Here is a 15832-nt window from a genome sequence, read left to right as displayed (position 1 = left end):
GCTGTCGGGGAGAATTCTTGTCCATGTTGTACGAATGCGCGCATACAATATGGATGCAGAACGTTCCGGGACATCTGTCCGGATAAACGTTCTCCCCGTTGGAATACTCATCATCAGAGGAGGTGATAGCGATGCTGCGTCGGCTCTTGCGCCGCCTTCGCGTTCGCAAACTGTCGCCCAAGGCGCTGGCCTGCGAGCCAAAGCGCGCCTCCGTCTCGACTGCCCGCGCGTATCCCATGGCTTCATGATCGGGCGTGCCACCGGCCTTGTAATGGATACCCATGACACACCCATGGTGTTTTTCACATCTGCTGCGCGAGAGCTTCCGTCCTGGGCGCTCTCGCGTTTTCATCATCGGGAACCGAAGCGACCTTCTCCACGTCGCACAGACAGTCGTAGAGTGCCGCCTGGATTCCAAAATCAGCGAGACCGTCCGAGGTAAAGTCGTTCAGGGTCATGCCCTGCCCGTGCCATCCAATCTCCATCCTCACGACGCGCGGATGCCCCTCCGTCTGAACCCGAGCCCGCGCGATCACGCTCGCCTTCTTGTTTCGAACTCTCACCCAGTCCCCGTCCTGGATGCCGCGCTCTTGCGCGACATTCCAGCCCAGCTCCGCGACGGGATACGGTCCCTTTGCCTCGGGAAGCGTATCGCGCTGCGACATCTGCCACTTTCGCGGGTGCACGGTGAGCAACGTGTATGGCAAGCCTTCATCTTGCGGGAACCGCCCCACCTCAATTCGCGCAACCGGGGCGTGCCCGTCGCGCGCCGCCACCGACGAGGCGAACTCGAACTTGCCGCTTGGCGTGAGGAAGTGCCCGTCTTGCCACGGCACCTTCGGAACGTCGAGCCGGACAAATCCTCGCTCCTTGAGTTCCGCCAACTTGTCCTCCGGCCACCGCTTCAGCGCATGCCGGATCCAGGTCTCCACATCGCCCGCCATGATCTCGGGTCTTCCGAGCATCGCGGCGAGATCGCGAAAAATCTGCCATTCCGGCCGGGCCTCTCCTCGCGGCGGCACGACGGGGCGAGCGTAGCTGACACAGTCGTGCCACATCGTCGTGTAGACCACGTCCTCTTCCTCGAGCACGTTGGTGCACGGCAGCACGTAATCCGCGCATTCCGCCGTGGCCGTCATGAACGTGTCGATCACGACCTTGCAGCGTATCTGAGCCATGGCCTCGCGCAGGCGGCCGCTGTCCGGCACCTGAGCCACGGGGTTGCTGCGCGTGACAAACATCACCTGGACTGGCGGATCGGCCGCGAGCAAATCCGCGGCCAGGGTGGGCCGCAACATCTCCCGCACGTTCGCCCCGCGGCGATGGGTGATGGCCTCCTCGTCGTAAAATCGGCCGAGTTGCCGCTGAGCGTAGTTCACGCCACCCCCAGGAACGCCGACGTGGCCTGTGGCGGCAGCGAGCGCGTCGATGGCGCGGATGGTCTGTCCGCCCTGTGCGTACCGCTGCATGCCGATGCCAAGCAGCGTGCAGACAGGCCTCGTTTTCCCGTACAGCTCCGCCAAAAACCGAATGTCCTCCACGGGAACGTCAGTCCACCGCGACACTTCGCCGAGATCGTACCGGTCCAAATCCCGCGCGAGTTCCTCCCACCCCACCGCTCGATGGTGCAAGAAATCGCGATCCAGCCAGCCCTCATCGCGGCAGATGCGGAGCGCCGCCAACGCCAATAGGCCATCCGTGCCCGGGCGGGGATAGATGGCTTTGTCGGCTCGCCGCGCCAAATCCTGCGGCAGAGCGCTGATGACAACGAGCTTCGCTCCCCGAGCCTGCGCCTCGCGAATGAACGGGATCATGTGCACGTTGGTGTTGGCCACGTTGCGGCCCCACACCACGATGGCCTCGGCATGTTTCGCCATATCTTCGGGCGCATGGCTGTTCGCCTGACCGAAGTCGTACGTCTGAGCGCGGATGCCCGCATCCCAGCACAGGCTACCGACGGCCTCCGAACAGCCTCCGAGCCCGTAGAAGAACCGCTGGTTCAAGGACTTGAGCAGTCCACCCGAGCCCCAGTCGTAGTAGTGCAAAATGCCGTGATGCCCCACCTCTTCAAGCGTCCGCCGCACCTCGGCCGCGATCTCGCGCAGCGCCTGCTCCCACGGAATGGCGACCCATGCGTCCCCTTCCCGCTTGAGCGGGTGAAGGACGCGATCGCGGCTGTTCCGGCGAACCGCCAGCTGACGTCCGCGGTTGCAGATGGTCCCGCGCGTGATGGGGTGCTCGGGGTTCCCGCTCAAGCAGATCTCGCCGTCTTCCCCTACCTCGGCCACCAACGCGCACGCGTCGTAACAGTCAATCGGACACGCTGTCTTCACCTTCACCGACGGTTCCCCCCTTCTCCAAAACCGCGCGAATCAGCCGCTCAAAGCGCGAGCGCGGGATCAGAACGCTATGCCCGCAGCGCTGACACTTGATGCGGATGTCCATCCCCATCCGGATGACTTCCCAGCGGTTTTCGCCACACGCGTGCGGTTTTTTCATCCGGACAATGTCGCCCAGTCCAAACGAGACCGGCACGCGATCGCCTCCTCATCCTCACTCGGCAGCGAGCTCCCCGCCCGCCGTCCCTTGCGCGCCCTGGCTCTCGTGCAGCACCCGGTCCAGCTCCTCCTTGATGCGCTCGTGCGCCTCCCGCTCGATCTCGCCATTCTTGGTGGGCGCGCACACTGCCGTGGCCCGGATGACCAGATTCGAGTTGGAAACATCCTGGACACCGAGGACCTGAACCGGCCCCGTCACGACGTCGGGCCGCTCCTGTTGGAGCGTGAGCAACACGCGTTCCATCACAGATTTCACAAGGTCCACGTCCACATCGTAGGGGACGGTGACATCGATCACGGCCGTGGAGTTCGTGCGCGAGTAGTTGGTCACGCTCGTGATCTGGCCGTTGGGAATCACCTGAACCTCGCCCGTCCAAGCCTGGATCCTCGTGAGGCGAATGCCGATGGAAATCACCGTGCCCTTGAACCCGTTGATCTGCACGATGTCACCGACGCCGTACTGGTCCTCGAACAGGATGAACAGGCCCGAAATTAGGTCTTTCACCAAGCTCTGCGCTCCAAATCCAACGGCGACGCCGACAATCCCCGCGCTCGCGAGGATGGCGGACACGTTGACGTGGAAGAGCGACAGAATTTCGACCACCAACACAAAGTATACCGTGTAACGGACGACGTTCGTGAACAGCGATTCAAGCGTTTTTCGCCGGCGCTCGTCCATCCTGGTGTGCATCGACAACATGCGCCGTATGATGCGAACACCGACGCGGATCAGCAACTGCGCCAAGACGAAGAAGATGGCAATCCGGATGGCGGTCCAAATCACCACTTCGAGGCTCGGGATGTCCGCAAGCCCCTTTTGTTGTATGTTCGCCCAAAGTGTCACGGCTCTCCCTCCCGGCTCGTCTCATGATGTCCCATCATATCATAGTTCGAGCCGCGGATAGGGCTTGAAGACCGTGCAGGACGAGGTCGAGGAGGGGATTGGATTCGAGCGACTTGTCATGTCCAAAGAGGTGGAGAAGCGCCGCAAGCGTCCGCGCAGCCTGGAATACACTCCAGAGACCCGCGGACGCTCCGATGAGGCCACTCACCCATCTCGAAAAGCCCCCCACTTCAACAGGCTCGTCTTCGTCGAGCATGGATTGTAGGAAACGATGGACGCCCATGAACGCACACCAGACCGCGGCCCCAAGGAAGAGCGCCACCATCCAGTCCAGCGCGTGCAGGGCTGTCCAGTGGATCTGACCCGATATCTGCGACGGAACCCGCATGGAGCGGTGAACAAGTCCTTCCCCAAAGACAGGGACATTGGTTTCCGCGTGTTCCGCCATCCACTGAAGAACCGGCTGCGTGATGGACAAGTGAAGCACGAGCCAAGGCGCAACCTGTGCGGCGGCGTACATGCTGGCATAGAAGCCCGCGGCGTACAAGAGGGCGACTTCAGCCGGCTGTGCCCCAATCCAAAGCGCAATCCACAAAGCCTCCAACAAGAGCATCAGGTCCATCATGCGCGTCCCCACGCTTCTACTTCGCATCCTGTCAGGACAGGTATAGTCGATGATACGCAAACGTATACTGGGAATATTCCGTGCGAGGAGGAAATCAGGTGAATCGCTTGTCCACAGAGTCCTCTTGGGTAAACGCGCCGAACGTCGGCGGCCGCGTTTCGATGGAAAGCCCTGATGCCGTGTTGGCCCTGCAGCACCAGCTTGACGCAGCGCTCGCGCACCACGGCAGACTGCCGCTGGTCATCGTTTGCGTGGGAACGGATCGTTCGACGGGGGACGCCTTCGGCCCCATCGTCGGATCGCGCCTGACGCGGAGCGTCAAGCTGGCGGGCGTGCACGTGCTGGGCACGCTGGATGAGCCCGTCCACGCCGTCAACCTGCAGGCGACGCTTCAGAAGATTGACGAGTGGTATCCGGTCAAGCCGTTCGTGATCGCCATCGACGCGTGTCTGGGGAGGTTTGATCATGTGGGGCAAATTGCGGTTGACGTTGGGCCCTTGCGCCCTGGAGCAGGCGTGAAGAAAGCCCTCCCGGAGTTTGGCGATTTGTGCATCACGGGCGTCGTGAACGTATCGGGATTCATGGAGTACTTCGTCCTGCAGAACACGCGGCTCGCCATCGTGATGCGAATGGCCGACATCGTCGCGGACGCTCTCACGGCGAGCCTGATTCGGTGGTACGAACGGCATCCCGCCGCTATGAAATTGGGGATGTGACGAAAGCGCGGCTCGTCACATCCCCGTGGTTCCCTCACGAAATGCGGGCTGTGGTCCCTGTTCTCGCTGCACCGTGAAGGGCTTCCTCGATGACCGTTCGTTCTTCGTCCGTCAACATGTACGGAGAATCTCCCCCTTGAACTGGCTTTCCGTACGTGACGGAATCCTCCCGCCCATAGATCGACGTAATCACGACGCCATCGCCCTTGCCATCGATGAGTGCGACGGAGTAGCTCAGATCGCTGCCGACTTCGGCGAAGGGGTTATAGCGCAGAATGACTGGCGTCGAGACCTTCGACTGGAGCGCTTCTTCAACTTCACGAAGGTGCTCCTCAGCTTCACGCAGTTTCATCTCGAGTTTGCGAACCGCGTCTTTGGTCTCTTCAAACACTCGCTCGAGATCCGCTGCGCTCGTCAGCTCCTTCAGCCGATTGAACTTCCGCTTCAAGCGCGCGGAGCGCGATAGAGCGACGGACGCGATCACGAGACAGATGATCGCCAAGATTCCGCTGAACAGCGCGATGTCAAGCGCATATGGTTGTAGAACAGAAAGCCCCATGGCCATTCGCTCCTTCTGCTACAACTGTCCGTCACGATCCGCACGCTGTGACGTCACGTAGGATGACAAGCTCCCGAACCTTTCTCCCCCACCCGCGGCAGGACACACTCACAGGTGCGGGATGGCATGAATCACAACCTTGGCCACGGGCGCAAGGATCATGGCGGGTAGTAGGTTTGGAACCGAGATTTTGCGCAACCCCGCGAGCTGCATTCCGATGGCGACAATCAGAAGACCGCCGGTCGCAGTGATGGGTTCAATGATGAGCGGCGTGTCCAAGAAACTTCCGAACAGATGCGAGATGAGTGCGATGAGACCTTGATACACCAACACCGGGATCGCCGCGAGTCCCACGCCCGGACCCAGCGCAGAAGTGAGGACCACGGCAGAGAACCCATCAAGCACCGACTTGGCGAAGAGCGTCTTATGATCCCCTTGCAGTCCGTCCTGCACAGCGCCCACGATGGACATGGAGCCCACGCAAAACAAGAGCGTTGCGGAAATAAACCCCTGCGCAATCGGCCCCCGATACACTTGGTGAAACCGGTCCTCCAAGCGGTGAGCGAGGCGCTCAAACCAAGCCTCGATTTGAAGCAGTTCACCGGCGATGGCGCCCATCACGACCGAGAAGATGATGAGAACGATGTCGCTCATGTCGCTGAGCGCCATGCTCAGTCCGATGCAGATGACGCATAAGGCCACGCCGACCGTTACAGTGTCCCGCATGCGGTCCGGTATGCGCGGCAAAACGTAACCAATCGCGGTTCCGAATAAGATGGCGACGACGTCGACAATCGTACCCAGAAGAAACATGCATTCACCTCGCGGCACAACATGGTTTAGGGCTTTCCTCATGGAGCGTGCGCCAACATAAGGTCCATGATGCGCCGGAGATCGTCCTCCGAGTAATAATCGATCTCGATTTTTCCTCGTTTTTTCCCTGGTTGGATGCGAACCGAGGTACCCAAATAGGCTTGAACCTGTTCCTGATAACGCCTGTATTCGGTCGGAAGCGCGGGTTTGTTGGTTTCACGTGAAACCTTCTTCGGCTGGTAGATGACCATCTCCAGCTTGCGCACGCTCCACGCCTCTTTCACCGTCTGTTCGGCCAATCGGAGCTGCTCTTCCGCGTCCTCCACAGATAGCAGGGCTCGCGCATGCCCCATCGTCAACGTTCCACGTGAAACCATATCCTGAATTTGATCCGGAAGCTGCAGCAACCTCAACATGTTCGTGATGTGACTCCGGCTTTGCCCCACCCGTTTCGCGAGCTCATCCTGCGTGAGGTGGCATGTTTCAATCAGCTTCGCGTACGCATCGGCAATCTCGATCGGATTGAGGTCTTCGCGCTGCAAGTTCTCGATGAGGGCGATTTCCATCAGCAGAACATCGCTTAAATCCCGCACGACCGCGGGCACCACCTGGAGCCCGGCCATTTTCGCGGCGCGATACCGCCGTTCGCCCGCGACGATGTCAAACCCTTTCACCTGGCTCCTGCGGACGATCAGCGGCTGAAGAATCCCATGTTCGCGAATGGAATCGCACAGCTCCTGCAGCTTTTCTTCATTGAACGTTCGCCGCGGCTGATACGGATTCGGCCGGAGATCCCGAATGTCAATCTGCACAATCTGATCTTCGTCCGATACGTTGAGCTGAGGGATCAAGGCATCCAACCCGCGGCCCAGACCTCGCTTAGCCACGCGCGATCACTTCCTTCGCGAGTTCCATATACGACTCGGCGCCGCGCGATTTCGGATCATAGTGAATGATGGGCCTGCCGTGACTCGGCGCCTCGCTCAAGCGAACATTGCGCGGAATAATGGTCTTGTACACCTTGTCGCGAAAGAACTTTTTCACGTCCTCGATGACCTGCAATCCCAGGTTGGTGCGCGCGTCCAACATGGTCAGCACCACTCCCTCCACCTCGAGCGACGTGTTCAGATGCTTTTGCACGAGCCGCACGGTGTTCAGCAGCTGACTCAAGCCTTCGAGCGCGTAGTACTCGCATTGGATGGGAATGATGACGGAGTCGGCCGCCGTCAAAGCGTTCACGGTCAACAAACCGAGGGAGGGCGGACAATCGATCACGATGTAATCGTACCGACTCCGCATCCCTTGAATCGCTCTTCGAAGCCTCACTTCTCGCGAGATGGTCGGAACCAACTCGATCTCGGCACCCGCCAATTGAATCGTGGCCGGAAGCACGTCCAAATTGTCGAGGCCTGACGGCATGATGGCATCCGCGATATTCACGTCGTTGATAATCACGTCGTACACACAGTACTTCACGTCGGCTTTGTTGATACCGACCCCGGACGTGGTGTTTCCCTGCGGATCGATATCGATCAGCAGAACGCGTTTGCCCAACGTCGCCAGACAAGCCCCGAGATTCACCGCGGTTGTCGTCTTCCCCACGCCACCTTTTTGATTGGCGATGGCGATCACGCGGGCGCTCGACACGACAAGTCCTCCTTCAAACTCGAACGAAATTCCCTAGATACTGTAGATCATGTCTCGACTCCTCTCATTCTACTGCAAAACCTCGGGGATTTCCGCTTCAACGTTGTGCGGATCCCTTCATCGCCGGAAAAAACGCGAAAGCGGCCGTTTGGCCGCTTCAACCCCCCGCGCATGCGTTCCTCGGCACCGCCGCGTGTCATTCGCGCTTTCAAGACGACCTCGCTTCTCGCGGCGCCTCGACAGTCCCCTTCTCTGCTGGCGCCTTTTTCGGCACGCGAATGGTAAACTGATAGTATTCGTCGTCGTCCACCTCTTCACACACCACCTGCAACCCTGTCTGCTCAATCATCTGCAGGGACTGGCGGATGGTATTGACGGCCAGGCGGATGTCCTTGGACAACCCCCGCTTCCGTGGCTTCCTCCGGCGTTCAGCCGTTGAGCCCAGCGACTCGAGCTTGGCCTTGACCTTTTCCTCCATCTGCTTTACGTTCCAGCCTTTTTCGATACACTCGTTCAGCAGTTCTACCTGGAGATCCTCCGAGGGCAAGGCCAGAAGCGCGCGAGCGTGGCGCTCCGTGATCTGGCGCGTGAGCAGCGCGTCCTGGACGACCTGCGGGAGGTGCAGCAACCTGAGCTTATTCGCGATGGTCGACTGCCCCTTGCCCAGCCGCTGCGCCAAACTCTCCTGCGTCAGCCCGTGCAATTCCATCAGCTGTTGATATGCGACGGCCTCTTCGATCGGCGTCAATCCCTCGCGCTGAAGATTTTCGATCAGCGCCGCAGACGCCGTCTGCGCGTCGTTCAGATCCCGCACAATGGCCGGGATGGTGGGCCACCCCAGGTGGCGCACCGCGCGCAGGCGCCGTTCGCCGGCGATGAGTTCGTACACATCGCCCTTTTTGCGCACCACCACGGGCTGAATGACCCCGTGTGTGTGAATGGTCTTGGCCAATTCTTCAATCGATTCTTGATGAAAAATCGCTCGGGGCTGATACGGATTTGGGACAATGCGTTCCACCGGAATATCCACGACCTGCGTCTGCGCGTGTCCGACGTCGCGGAAGCTGATGAATCGTCCCCACGTTTCCCTCATCTTAGACCCCTCTATTCATGAACACACGAGGATCGACACTCAATGTCGATTTCACCAAGGCGTGCCCGCATTCCTGCTCTTCGACAAAAGTTCTCATGAATTTACAAAGATCGTATCTTCCAGACGCTATTCGACATCCTCCGCGCCCTACAGCGGCTGCCGGGAAGGCGTTCCTGCCTTTCTCGGGTACCGCTTCGGGCAGGGCTCCGCTTGCCGAAAGACCGCGATGACCCTATCCCCCTGCTCGTCCAACAGTTGATAGGCGATCACGCCTTCTGGACGCGCACCGAGAACGCGCGCCGCGCGCGCAGCGTCCTCCTCCTCGGCACCCAAATACGACGGCCCCTTGTACAAAAACGCCCAGCCGCCCGTCTTCAGCATCGGCGCCGCATACTCAAGGAGCACATTGGATCTCGCCACGGCCCTCGCCACCGCGGCGTCGAAGGAGCCCCGCGCCCCAGGGGCCCTTCCCAAATCCTCCATCCGCGCGTGCACCGCGCTGACGTTCGTGAGGCCGAGATCGCCAACGACGTGTTCCACAAACTGCACGCGCTTTCTTGATGCATCGCACAGCACAAACGACAGATTTCGCCACGTTATTGCCAGGGGAATACCCGGGATCCCCGCGCCACTGCCGATGTCGATCACGCGGCCGCCTCGCGCGGCGATTTCGCGCCACGCGGGCACCTGCGCGATGCCCGCGCTGTCGAGAAAGTGCTTGATCCACATCTCGCGCGATTCGACAATCGCGGTGAGATTCAACCGTTCGTTCCACTCCGCGAGCAGTTCGCCGTACCGCTCCAGCTGGCGCTCCATCTCGTCGGTCACCGGAACCCCCCAGGCGCGCATTTGCTCCATCACATCACGCATGGGCAGCGCGCCTCTCCTGAGCATCGAGGTACACGAGCAAGATGGAGATGTCCGCCGGCGTCACGCCCGGAATCCGCGCGGCCTGCCCCACCGTGCGCGGCCGGACGCGGGACAGCTTCTCTCTCGCTTCCATCGCGAGGCCCGTCAACTGCATGTAATCGAGATCCTCCGGCAGTTTCCGGCCTTCGAGCCGTTTCTGGCGTTCAATGAGCTCGTTTTGCTTTCGGATGTAGCCCGCGTACTTGATCTCAATCTCCACCTGTTCCTTCACCTCGGGGTCGATCTCGACGCCTCCGCTCGGATCGATTTCCCGAATCTGCTCGTACGACAACTCCGGCCGCTTCAGCAATTGCGCGAGGCTCATGCCCGACTCGATGGGCTGCGAGCCCCACTCGGCGAGGCGCCCGTTCACGTCCTGCGGCTTCACCTTCACGCGCGACAGGCGCGCGAGTTCCGCCTGAATGCCCTCCTTTTTGCGCATCACCCGGCTGTAGGCCCGCTCGGACACCAGGCCAATGCGATAGCCGAGCTCCGTCAGCCGCAGATCCGCGTTGTCGTGCCGCAACAAAAGCCTGTGCTCCGCGCGAGAGGTAAGAAGCCGATACGGCTCGTTCGTTCCCTTGGTGACGAGATCGTCAATCATCACGCCGATGTACGCGTCCGATCGCGACAACACCACTGGCTCCTCACCCTTCACCTTTCGCGCCGCATTGATGCCGGCCATGATGCCCTGACCCGCTGCCTCTTCGTACCCGGAGGTTCCGTTCAGCTGGCCGGCGGTAAACAGCCCTTCCACGAGCTTCGTCTCAAGCGTCGGCCACAACTGCGTGGGGATCACCGCGTCGTACTCAATGGCGTAGCCGGGGCGCAGCATTTCCGCGCGCTCCAGGCCGGGAATGGAGTGCAGGATTTTCAACTGCACGTCCTCCGGCAGGCTCGTCGACAGCCCTTGCACGTACCACTCGCTCGTGTGCGGACCCTCCGGCTCGAGGAAGATCTGGTGTGTGTCGCGATCCCGAAAGCGCACGACCTTGTCTTCGATGGAGGGGCAGTAGCGCGGGCCCGTTCCCTTGATCTCGCCGCTGTAAAGCGGCGACCGGTGCAAGTTCTCCAGGATGATGCGATGGGTCTCCTCCGTGGTGCCGGTCAGCCAGCACGGCACCTGTTCCCGCACTGGCGTGTCCGGATCGAAGGAAAAGTGGCGCGGGACGGGATCGCCGGGCTGGGCGATCAATTTGCTGAAATCGATGGAGTTCTTGTTGATACGAGGCGGCGTGCCGGTCTTGAATCGCACCAAGCGGAAGCCGAGATCGACCAGGCAATCCGACAGGCGGATGGCCGGCATCTGGCCGTTCGGGCCGCTTTCATACGACACTTCGCCGATGTAGATGCGCCCGCGGAGATAGGTGCCGGTGGTGAGCACCACCGCTTGCGCGTGAAACTCCTGACCGCTCTTCGTCACCACCCCGTAGATTCGACCGTTCCGGACGAGCAGCTCCTCCACCAGTCCCTGTTTCAGGTGAAGGTTGTCCGTCCGCTCGAGCGTCCACTTCATGTTCAGGGCGTAGTACGCCTTATCCGCCTGCGCCCGCAACGCCTGCACCGCCGGCCCCTTGCCGGTGTTCAGCATGCGCATCTGAATGTAGGTGGCGTCCGTGTTTTTCCCCATCTGTCCACCGAGCGCATCCACCTCGCGCACGACAATACCCTTCGCAGGCCCGCCAATCGACGGATTGCAGGGCATGTACGCGATGGTGTCCAAGTTGATGGTCAGAAGTAGCGTTCGGCAGCCCATGCGCGCCGCCGCGAGCGCCGCTTCACATCCCGCGTGGCCGCCCCCGATGACGATCACGTCATACGATCCGGCGAAAAACCGCATCTCCACCCACCTCCCGTCATTTGCCCAGGCAGAAGCGGGAAAAGATCTCGTTCAACAGATCCTCCCCGGCCTCTTCGCCGATGGTCTCTCCAAGTTTTTCATACGCCGACTGAAGCGCCACAGCCACCAAATCGAGAGTCTCCCCCGCGCGCGCCGCGTCCCGCGCCGTGCGCAGGTCCTCCTTCGCCTCTTCCAAGAGCCGCTTCTGGCGGTGGTTCGCCATGTAACTGGCGTCGAGATCGACCGCGAGATCTCGGCGAATCGCATCGACGATGGCGTCCCGCAACGCATCCAGGCCGATGCCCTCGCGCGCCGACACCCGCACGGCCCCTTCCGGCGCCATCTCGTCCGCAAATCGCGCCGCCTCCGGGTGGATGCCGCAATCCACCTTGTTCAGCACCACCATCCTCCGCGATCCGCTCGACTCGCGCGCGATGACCTCGTCCTCCTCGGTCGGCGGTTCGCTTCCGTCCAACACCAGGAGCACAAGCTCCGCGTCCTGCATCGACTGGCGCGATCTCGCCACGCCAATTCGCTCCACCACGTCCTCCGTCTCGCGGATGCCCGCCGTATCGATGAGCCTGAGCGGAATCCCGCGCAGGTTGATGTATTCCTCCAGCACGTCGCGCGTCGTGCCGGGCAGATCCGTCACGATGGCGCGCTCGCGCTCCACCAGGGCGTTCAAGAGCGACGACTTGCCCACGTTGGGACGCCCAACAATGGCCGTAGCCACGCCGTCCCGCAGCACTCGCCCGAGCTCCGCCGAGCGAATCAGCCGGTCGATCTCGCCCATCAGATCGTCGCACACGCGCACGACGTGATCGCAAGCCACGTCTTCCACGTCGTGTTCCGGGTAGTCGATGGTCACTTCGACGTGCGCCTCGAGTTCCAACAGCCGCCGCCTTAGCGCGCGAATCGCCTCGCCGAACCGCCCGCGCACCTGCCGTTCAGCCAGTTTGCCGGCAAACGCCGTCTTGGCGCGGATGAGGTCGATCACGGCCTCCGCCTGCGACAAATCCATGCGACCGTTGAGAAAGGCGCGCTTCGTGAACTCCCCCGGTTCAGCCATCCGCGCGCCCGCATCCAGGCACGCGGACAACACAGCCTCCACCGCATAGGCGCCGCCGTGGACCTGCAGCTCCAGCACGTCTTCGCCCGTGTAGCTGTGCGGCCCTGGCATCCACAGCACAATCGCTTCGTCGATCACGTCTCCCGACTTCGGATCGATCACGTGGCCGTACCGCATTCCTCGCTCGCGAAGTTTCACGGGAGCCCCTCGCTTCGATCTCACCAGCCGCTCCCCCACATCCCGCGCGCCGCGACCGCTCACTCGCACAATGCCCACGCTCGCCTCGCCCACCGCCGTAGCGATTGCCGCGATGGTGTCCTCCTGTTCAACAGCTTTCATCGCCATCCGCCACCCTCCCTTCTACACAAAAACCCCACTGCTTCGAGCGGGGTTCTCGTCTCACATCTTCTCCTCGACGCCTCATTCGATCCAATCGTGCCGCTTCGGAATGATCTTCACCCGACGGTACGGCTCCTGGCCTTCACTGACCGTCACGACGTCTCCTCTCGCCTGCAGGTGCGCGTGCACCCACTTGCGATCCTTTCGCGGCATGGGATCCAGCGCCACGGGCCTTCCGAGCCGAACCGCCTTGTCCGCCGCCTCGTCCGCCAACCGCCGGAGCGACTCCAGCCGGCGGTCGCGATAGCCCGCCGCGTCGAGCGTGAACCGCATCTTCTCTGCCGCGTCCCGATTCGCCACGATGTTCACCAAATACTGAAGCGCGTCCAGCGTCGCACCGCGCCGGCCAATGAGGATGGGCAGGGCGTCCTCGTCCGCCGAGATGGACAGCTTCACGTGACCTTCCTCATCCACATCATCTGCGACAATGACGGCCTGCCCCAGTCCCATCTTGGAGATAACCGTCCGAAGGAACTCCTTCGCCGCGTCGAGGGGCGTCTCGATGACCGTCACCTCGACCTCCGCCTCTCGGCCGCCGAGCCATCCGAGAAATCCGCGAGCCGGTTCCCGAATCACCCGCACCTGCGCCTGCGATCTCGGCACCCCGAGCCTCACAAGCGCTGACATCACCGCTTCTTCGATGGTCTTGCCCGTCGCCACCACTTTTCGCATCTCGCCTAAGCCTCCGACGCTTCTCACGCTGCGCCTGTTGAAACCGCGGCTCGCGCCTCTCTTGCCTCGTCACGAGTCCTGTGAGCGTTCGCCCTCGGAAGGCGATTCTCCGCCCGTCGCCTTCGCGCCATCCCCGGCTTTGCTCGTCCCTTGAGACTTCTTGCTGCTCGACTTCTGACCTGGTGCGCGCGATGCCCGCTTCTTAGCCGCTTTTTGATGGGTCCCAGCAGACGAGCGGTTCGATTTTCCTCCGCTCGTGGACGCCTGGTTCGCGGGTTTCGCATCGACGGACCTCACGGCCGCCCTTCCACCACCCGCGAGCGCCATCTCACGCTGTTCGCGCATGGTAGGCAGGGTGATAAACAGGTACACCTGCACAGCCACGAGGAGATTGGTGTAAATCCAGTACAGGACAAGACCTCCGGGCAACCGGAAGGCAAAGAAGAAAATCATCACGGGATACACGAACAACATCGACTTCTGTTGAACAGGCTGGCTTTGCATGGACAACCACGACGAAAGCAGCGTAGAGAGCGCCGCAAGCACGGGCAGGATGTAATGCGTGTCCCAATGCCCAAGCGGAAAGATGCCGAGGAACGTGCTCTGGCGCATGCCGACGTTTCCGATGATGGCGCCATAAAACGCCCACAGGAAGGGAAGCTGAATCAGCATGGGAAAGCAGCCGGCGAGCGGATTCATCCCCGCCTCCTGATACAGCTTCATGAGCTCTTCCTGCATCTTCTGGTTGTCGAACTTGTACTTCGTCCGGATCTTCTGGATCTCCGGCTGCAGCTTCACCATGGCGCGCTGAAAGCGGATTTGGCGAAGAAAAAGCGGCAACACGACCAGGCGGACCAGAATCGCCATGAACAGAATGGAGATCCCGTAGTCGTTGCCAAACAGATGGGCGAAGTAGTCCATCAAATCGGAGATGCCGTGGAGGATTGAGCCCCACGCGTTCTTCGGCCATTCGCCTGGCTTTGTGGGATACAGCCCGCACCCTGTCAGCGCCACCACGGCCGCGAGACTCAGGGCGATGGTCCATCTCTTGCTGGCTTTCCGATTTCCGTTCAAGCGCGCATCCCCCTACCTGACCTCCGGCACCTCATCCACGCCGCCCGGATGCCACGGTCCACACTTCAACAATCGCCGGACCGCGAGCCAGCCGCCATAGATCACGCCAAACCGCGAGATGGCCTGGACGGCGTACTCGGAACACGTCGGCGTGAACCGGCACGTGGGCAGCTTGGCTGGCGAAATGTAGAGCTGGTAAAATCGAATCAAACCAATCACAAGCCGCTTCACGGACGCTCATCTCCCGCTTGTTGCGGCAACAGTTTCGCCTTGATCAAAAGTCGCTCGACTTCTCGCTCGAGATCGTGAAAATCCGCGTCTGCCGCATTCGCCCGACAAACCACCACGATATCTACGGGCCTGTCGCACAGCTCGTCCAGTCTGCGCTGAAAAATCGCCCGTAGCAACCGCTTCAGGCGGTTGCGCACGACCGCTTTTCCAACTTTCCTGCTTATGGAAAACCCAACACGAACCCGAGCTACCCGATTGTCGCAATAATACAACACGAGCTTGCCGCTCGCAAACGACTTGCCCTTGCGAAACACGCGCCGGAAATCCCGGCTATCTCGAAGCCGATGCTGACTCTGCAATGTCCGCCCTCCAGTTCCTCGATGCCCCGGTATCCACCCACCCCTTCACAAAAAAAGGCCACTTCCGTGGCCCTTTTCACGCGGACAGCACCTTACGGCCCTTCGCGCGACGGCGCGCCAGCACGCGACGACCGCCCTTTGTCGCCATGCGCTTCCGGAAACCGTGGTTCTTCTTCCGCTTGCGAACGTTCGGTTGATAGGTCGGTTTCATCGAGACACCTCCCCCGTGCGGACACACGTAGCTACGATACAGAAAGATCCTGACCGTGTCAATGTTCGATTCTCCGCTGTCCACATGTGGACAAATCTCGCCGACACATGTCTTCCCTCATGGTTTTCCCCCGCTCATCCACAACCCATCCACACGTCCACAGTCTGTGGATGGCTCTGCATGTGGATCCGTGGATGCTGTGGAAAGACGTTG

At 61.1% G+C, this 15832-nt stretch carries 18 protein-coding genes; 1 reads left to right on the top strand and 17 read right to left on the bottom strand.

Annotation, left to right across the window (positions count from 1 at the left end; translation table 11 throughout):
* Positions 1-302: 302 nt before the first annotated feature.
* The 4 genes from AS26_RS05765 to AS26_RS05750 are packed head-to-tail and all read right to left on the bottom strand — an operon-like array spanning position 303 to position 4039.
* Entirely contained in the window at positions 303-2339 is a 2037-nt protein-coding gene (locus tag AS26_RS05765; RefSeq protein ID WP_062307077.1) for a molybdopterin-dependent oxidoreductase, read from the bottom strand.
* Positions 2311-2535, bottom strand: coding sequence for a DUF951 domain-containing protein (locus AS26_RS05760; RefSeq protein WP_083515998.1), 225 nt, complete (start codon positions 2533-2535; stop codon positions 2311-2313). The genes AS26_RS05765 and AS26_RS05760 overlap by 29 nt, the downstream gene beginning before the upstream one ends.
* A gap of 18 nt (positions 2536-2553) precedes the next feature.
* Positions 2554-3402, bottom strand: coding sequence for a mechanosensitive ion channel family protein (locus AS26_RS05755; RefSeq protein ID WP_062307074.1), 849 nt, complete (start codon positions 3400-3402; stop codon positions 2554-2556).
* 34 nt (positions 3403-3436) lie between these two features.
* On the bottom strand, positions 3437-4039 hold the full coding sequence (locus AS26_RS05750) for a hypothetical protein (protein WP_245629636.1): 603 nt from the start codon (positions 4037-4039) through the stop codon (positions 3437-3439).
* An 86-nt stretch (positions 4040-4125) separates the two neighbouring features.
* Between AS26_RS05750 and yyaC the strand changes: the two genes are divergently transcribed.
* Positions 4126-4743: a spore protease YyaC gene (gene yyaC / locus AS26_RS05745; protein WP_062307070.1), complete on the top strand. Its 618-nt coding sequence runs from the start codon at positions 4126-4128 to the stop codon at positions 4741-4743.
* Positions 4744-4777: 34 nt separating this feature from the next.
* On the opposite strand, the gene AS26_RS05740 is transcribed toward yyaC, so the two are convergent.
* The 13 genes from AS26_RS05740 to rpmH all read right to left on the bottom strand — a co-directional run bounded on the left by AS26_RS05740 (position 4778) and on the right by rpmH (position 15619).
* Positions 4778-5302 carry a DUF4446 family protein gene (locus AS26_RS05740; RefSeq protein WP_062307067.1) on the bottom strand — a complete coding sequence of 175 codons (525 nt, stop codon included), beginning with the start codon at positions 5300-5302 and terminating at the stop codon, positions 4778-4780.
* Between the two features lie 108 nt (positions 5303-5410).
* A complete protein-coding gene (locus AS26_RS05735; protein WP_062307065.1) occupies positions 5411-6115 on the bottom strand; it encodes a DUF554 domain-containing protein in 705 nt (234 codons plus the stop codon).
* Between the two features lie 38 nt (positions 6116-6153).
* Positions 6154-7002 (bottom strand): ParB/RepB/Spo0J family partition protein, encoded by an 849-nt coding sequence (locus tag AS26_RS05730; protein ID WP_062307063.1) that lies wholly within the window; start codon positions 7000-7002, stop codon positions 6154-6156.
* Positions 6995-7762: a ParA family protein gene (locus AS26_RS05725; protein WP_062307060.1), complete on the bottom strand. Its 768-nt coding sequence runs from the start codon at positions 7760-7762 to the stop codon at positions 6995-6997. Before AS26_RS05725 ends, AS26_RS05730 begins: the two co-directional genes overlap by 8 nt.
* Before the next feature lie 208 nt (positions 7763-7970).
* Positions 7971-8855 carry a nucleoid occlusion protein gene (gene noc / locus AS26_RS05720; RefSeq protein WP_062307058.1) on the bottom strand — a complete coding sequence of 295 codons (885 nt, stop codon included), beginning with the start codon at positions 8853-8855 and terminating at the stop codon, positions 7971-7973.
* A 147-nt stretch (positions 8856-9002) separates the two neighbouring features.
* Complete coding sequence (gene rsmG, locus AS26_RS05715) at positions 9003-9725, bottom strand: 16S rRNA (guanine(527)-N(7))-methyltransferase RsmG (RefSeq protein WP_062307055.1); 723 nt, start codon at positions 9723-9725, stop codon at positions 9003-9005.
* Complete coding sequence (gene mnmG, locus AS26_RS05710) at positions 9718-11604, bottom strand: tRNA uridine-5-carboxymethylaminomethyl(34) synthesis enzyme MnmG (protein WP_062307054.1); 1887 nt, start codon at positions 11602-11604, stop codon at positions 9718-9720. The genes rsmG and mnmG overlap by 8 nt, the downstream gene beginning before the upstream one ends.
* Positions 11605-11620: 16 nt before the next feature.
* Complete coding sequence (mnmE, locus tag AS26_RS05705) at positions 11621-13018, bottom strand: tRNA uridine-5-carboxymethylaminomethyl(34) synthesis GTPase MnmE (protein ID WP_062307052.1); 1398 nt, start codon at positions 13016-13018, stop codon at positions 11621-11623.
* A gap of 75 nt (positions 13019-13093) precedes the next feature.
* Positions 13094-13744 carry an RNA-binding cell elongation regulator Jag/EloR gene (gene jag / locus AS26_RS05700; protein WP_062307050.1) on the bottom strand — a complete coding sequence of 217 codons (651 nt, stop codon included), beginning with the start codon at positions 13742-13744 and terminating at the stop codon, positions 13094-13096.
* 69 nt (positions 13745-13813) lie between these two features.
* Positions 13814-14818 carry a membrane protein insertase YidC gene (locus AS26_RS05695; protein ID WP_062307047.1) on the bottom strand — a complete coding sequence of 335 codons (1005 nt, stop codon included), beginning with the start codon at positions 14816-14818 and terminating at the stop codon, positions 13814-13816.
* Positions 14819-14830: 12 nt separating this feature from the next.
* Positions 14831-15049 carry a membrane protein insertion efficiency factor YidD gene (yidD, locus tag AS26_RS05690; protein ID WP_062307045.1) on the bottom strand — a complete coding sequence of 73 codons (219 nt, stop codon included), beginning with the start codon at positions 15047-15049 and terminating at the stop codon, positions 14831-14833.
* Positions 15046-15408: a ribonuclease P protein component gene (rnpA, locus tag AS26_RS05685; protein WP_062307043.1), complete on the bottom strand. Its 363-nt coding sequence runs from the start codon at positions 15406-15408 to the stop codon at positions 15046-15048. Before rnpA ends, yidD begins: the two co-directional genes overlap by 4 nt.
* A 76-nt stretch (positions 15409-15484) precedes the next feature.
* The gene (rpmH, locus tag AS26_RS05680) at positions 15485-15619 is read right to left on the bottom strand and encodes a 50S ribosomal protein L34 (protein WP_012812152.1); all 135 of its coding nucleotides are present in this window, start codon (positions 15617-15619) and stop codon (positions 15485-15487) included.
* Between the last annotated feature and the right edge of the window lie 213 nt (positions 15620-15832).

This window comes from Alicyclobacillus sendaiensis NBRC 100866, from assembly GCF_001552675.1.
Lineage (GTDB): Bacteria > Bacillota > Bacilli > Alicyclobacillales > Alicyclobacillaceae > Alicyclobacillus > Alicyclobacillus sendaiensis.
This window is presented reverse-complemented; position numbering and strand designations above follow the sequence as displayed.